3 protein-coding genes are annotated in these 4,169 nt (G+C 68.3%); 1 reads left to right on the top strand and 2 read right to left on the bottom strand.

From position 1 onward, the window contains the following. Positions 1 to 30: 30 nt before the first annotated feature. On the bottom strand, positions 31 to 1,764 hold the full coding sequence (gspE, locus tag UUA_RS11525) for a type II secretion system ATPase GspE (protein WP_039953870.1): 1,734 nt from the start codon (positions 1,762 to 1,764) through the stop codon (positions 31 to 33). Between the two features lie 300 nt (positions 1,765 to 2,064). On the opposite strand from gspE, the gene UUA_RS11530 reads away from it, so the two are divergent. Further along, entirely contained in the window at positions 2,065 to 2,862 is a 798-nt protein-coding gene (locus tag UUA_RS11530; protein WP_008437013.1) for a TatD family hydrolase, read from the top strand. Between the two features lie 33 nt (positions 2,863 to 2,895). On the opposite strand, the gene UUA_RS11535 is transcribed toward UUA_RS11530, so the two are convergent. Then, on the bottom strand, positions 2,896 to 4,169 hold a 1,274-nt coding region (locus UUA_RS11535; RefSeq protein ID WP_008437014.1), incomplete at its 5' end, for a sugar porter family MFS transporter.

A 4,169-nucleotide genomic window follows, 5' to 3' on the forward strand; every position in this document is an offset into this window, starting at 1 on the left:
ATTCCCGACTCCCTATTCCCAGCTCGATTCTCAGCCCTCCTGCGTGACACGCAGCACCTCCTCCAGCGTGGTGATGCCGGCCACGGCCTTGGCGATACCATCCTCGTACATGGTGCGCATGCCCTCGCTGCGCGCCTGTCGCTCGATGTCGCCCTCGCTGGCTCGCTGCATCACCAGCCGGCGCAGCGGATCGCTCATGGTGAGGAACTCCATGATTGCGCGGCGGCCGCGGTAGCCGCTGGGGTTGGCCGCGCTGCTGCCCGGCTTCCACAGCCGGATCGGCCGCTTGTCGGTGTACTTGTGCAGCTCGAACTGCTCGATCACCTCCGGCAGCGCGTCGTAGGGGATCGCGGTTTCCGGGTCGAGCCGGCGCACCAGCCGCTGCGCCAGGATGCCGTTGATGGTAGAGCCGAGCAGGTAATCCTCCACGCCCATGTCGAGCAGGCGGGTGATGCCGCCGGCGGCCGAGTTGGTGTGCAGCGTGGACAGCACCAGGTGGCCGGTGAGCGCGGACTGGATCGCGATGCGGCAGGTTTCCAGGTCGCGCATCTCGCCGATCATGATCACGTCCGGGTCCTGGCGCATGATCGAGCGCAGCGCGCCGGAGAAATCCAGCCCGATCTGCGGTTTCACCTGGATCTGGTTGATGCCTTCGAGCTGATACTCGACCGGGTCCTCGACGGTGATGATCTTCACGTCGTTGGTGTTGATCCGCGACAGCGCGGTGTACAGCGTGGTGGTCTTGCCCGAGCCGGTGGGGCCGGTGACCAGCAGGATGCCGTGCGGGCGCTGCAGCACGTCGACGAAGCGCTGCTGGAAGCGGTCGGTGAAGCCGAGCGAGGCGAAGTCGAACACCACCGATTCGCGGTCGAGGATGCGCATCACCACCGACTCGCCGAAGCTGGTCGGCACGGTGGACACGCGCAGGTCCAGCTCCTTGCCCTGCACGCGCAGCTGGATGCGGCCATCCTGTGGCAGCCGGCGCTCGGCGATGTTCAGCCGCGCCATGATCTTCACGCGCGAGATCACCGCCGCAGTGGACGACGACGGCGGCGCCTCCACTTCATGCAGCACGCCGTCGATGCGGTAGCGCACCTTCAGCCGGTTCTCGAACGGCTCGATGTGCACGTCCGATGCGCGCTGCTCCACCGCGCGCTGCAGGATCAGGTTCACCAGCCGGATCACCGGCGCCTCGGAAGCGAGGTCGCGCAGGTGCTCGACGTCGTCCTCTTCCGCCGCGCTGCCGTCGAGGTTCTCCACGATGGTGCCCATCGCCGAGCGGCCGCTGCCGTAATAGCGTTCGATCAGCCCGTCGATTTCCGAGCGCAGCCCTACCCGCAGCGCCACCGGCCGCCCGGCGGCCAGTGCCACCGCCTGCAGCGGATACGGGTCGGCCGGATCGGCCACCAGCAGCGCCAGCCCGTGCTCGCCGTCCTGCACCGGCACCACGTGCTGCTGCTTGAGGAAGCGCAGCGAGAGATCGAGGTCGGCCGGCGGCAGCTCCGGCGCGTCGCGCGCGGCCAGCAGCGGCACCTGCAGCAAGTCAGCCCAGGCTTCGGCCAGATCGCGCTCGGAAACCAGCCCGAGCCGCGCCATCAGGGTGGTCAGCGTGCCCTCGGCCGATTCCTCGTGCAGGCGGCGGGCGCGGCCCAGGTCGCCCTCCTTCAGGCGACCGCGCGCGACCAGCCAGGCGCAGACTTCCGCTTCGCGGTCCTCCACGGCCCGACCCGACCCGCCAACCGCCGGCTCGATCATTGCCGACATCCTCCACCCCGCTCGATACCTGCGAACAGCCGTCGACGCCCCCCGCGACGAAACAGCACGCAGCATAGTTAGCACATCCGGCCGGCGGCAGGTGAATGCATCCCGCTGGCGGCCATCGCGACGGCATAAACGTTCATTGTGAGGCCTGTGGCGGTCGCGTACGATCTCCGCGGCCTAGGAAAATTTCCTGTGCCGCACCCGGCGTGACCCGGACCGCCGGCCGCGTCCTGCCGCGGCCGGCGCGCGTTTGCAGCGCTGACGGGCTCTGGGACAATGCCACTTTCGATCACCGGTCACACCATGCAACTGCTCGACATCGGTGCCAACCTCACCCACGAATCGTTTCAGCACGACCTCGGCGCCGTGCTGCAGCGCGCCCGCGTGCAGGGAGTGACGAGGATCGTCGTCACCGGCGCCTCGCGCGAGGGCAGCGAACACGCGCTGGCGCTGGCCAGGGCGCACCCTGGCACGCTGTTCGCCACCGTTGGCGTGCACCCGCACCATGCGATCGACTACGACGACGCCACCGATGCGCGGCTGCGCGAACTGGCGCAGGACCCGGCGGTACGCGCGGTGGGCGAAACCGGGCTCGACTACAACCGCAACTATTCGCCGCGCGAGGTGCAACTGCGGGTGTTCGAACGGCAACTGCAGATCGCGGTGGACCTGCAGATGCCGTTGTTCCTGCACCAACGCGACGCTCATGCGGACTTCGTCTCGCTGCTGCGACGCTACCGCGACCAGGTGCCCGGCGCGGTGGTGCACTGCTTCACCGACACCGGCGAGGCGTTGCGCGACTATCTCGACCTGGACTGCCACATCGGCATCACCGGCTGGATCTGCGACGAGCGCCGCGGCACCCACCTGCGCGAACTGGTGCGCACGATTCCGGCGAACCGGCTGATGCTGGAAACCGACGCGCCCTACCTGCTGCCGCGCACGGTGCGCCCGCCGCCGGCGCACCGGCGCAACGAGCCGATGTACCTGAAGCACATCTGCGAGGAAGTCGCCCGCGACCGCGGCGAGAGCGCGGAAGTCACCGCGGCGAACAGCACGGCGACGGCGGAGGCGTTCTTCGGGCTGGCGCCGGCTCCGTAGGCCGGGCACCGCCCCACGCCGCACTGCGTCGCGCTATCTACCGATCTCACGAAGCCGCCGACCGTGCATCAGGTTGCGCTCGATCTGTTCCAGCGTGACGCCCTTGGTCTCGGGAATCAGCCAGAAGGTGAGGCCGATGAACACCAGGTTGAGCGCGGCGTACAGCCAGAACGTGTGGGCGTTGCCGATGCCGTTGAGCAGGGTGAGGAAGGTGGCGCCGACGATCATGTTGGCGATCCAGTTGGTGAAGGTGGAGCAGCCGATGCCAAAGTCGCGGCCCTTGAGCGGCTGGATCTCCGAGCACAGCGTCCACACCAGAGGGCCGGCCGACATGGCGAAGCCGATGATGAACATCAACAGCATCGCGACGGTGAAGAGCTGCCCGGCATGCGTGGCGATGCCGCCGTTCATCATCGCGCCGACCACGCCCAGCCCCGTGGCCATCACGGCGAAGCCGGTGTACAGGATCGGCTTGCGGCCCCAGCGGTCGATCAGCGCGATGGCGATGAAGGTGGCCAGCACGTTGGTCAGGCCGACCAGCGCGGTGAACCACATCTGGGCGGCCGTGTCGTAGCCCATCGCCTGGAAGATGCGCGGCGCGTAGTACATCACCACGTTCATGCCGGTGAACTGCTGCATCAGCTGCAGCAGCACGCCCAGGCCGACCGAGCGGCGGAAGTTGCGGTTCTCCAGGAACAGGTGCCAGCCGCGCTGCGGGGTCTTGAGCTGTTCCTCGATGTCCGCCGCCTCGCGCTCGACGATGGCCGGGTCGCCGCGCAGCCGCTGCAGCACGTCGATCGCCTCGTCGCGACGACCGCGCATCATCAGCCAGCGCGGGCTGTCCGGCAGCGCCAGCACGCCGAGCAGGAAAAGCGCGCCGGGAATGGCGATCACGCCGAGCATCCAGCGCCAGGCGCCGGTATAGCTGAGCGCGGTATCGGAGAGGAACGCCACCAGGATGCCGATGGTGATCATCAACTGGTAGGTGGAGATCATCGCGCCGCGAATGTGCTCCGGCGCCACCTCGGCCAGGTACAGCGGCGCGGTGAAGGTGGCCACGCCGATCGCCAGGCCAAGCACCAGGCGCGCGGCGATGAGCGTCTCCGGCGACCAGGCCAGGCCGCACAGCAGCGAGCCCAGCACGAACAGCACGGCGCCCAGGATCAGCGAGCGCTTGCGCCCCAGCGTCGCCGACAGCCAGCTGGCGGCGACCGCGCCAACCGCCGCGCCGAACATCATCGAGCTCACGATCCATTCGATCACGTGGTCGCTGACCTTGAATTCGGCCGGCGGATTCAACTTTGAAG

Source organism: Rhodanobacter thiooxydans LCS2 (assembly GCF_000264375.1).
In the GTDB taxonomy this organism is placed as follows: domain Bacteria; phylum Pseudomonadota; class Gammaproteobacteria; order Xanthomonadales; family Rhodanobacteraceae; genus Rhodanobacter; species Rhodanobacter thiooxydans.

What these genes read in the sequence shown, in the direction of transcription:
- gspE (WP_039953870.1), bottom strand. Translation starts at nt 1,764, where the DNA reads ATGTCGGCAATGATCGAGCCGGCGGTTGGCGGGTCGGGTCGGGCCGTG.
- UUA_RS11530 (WP_008437013.1), top strand. Translation starts at nt 2,065, where the DNA reads ATGCAACTGCTCGACATCGGTGCCAACCTCACCCACGAATCGTTTCAG.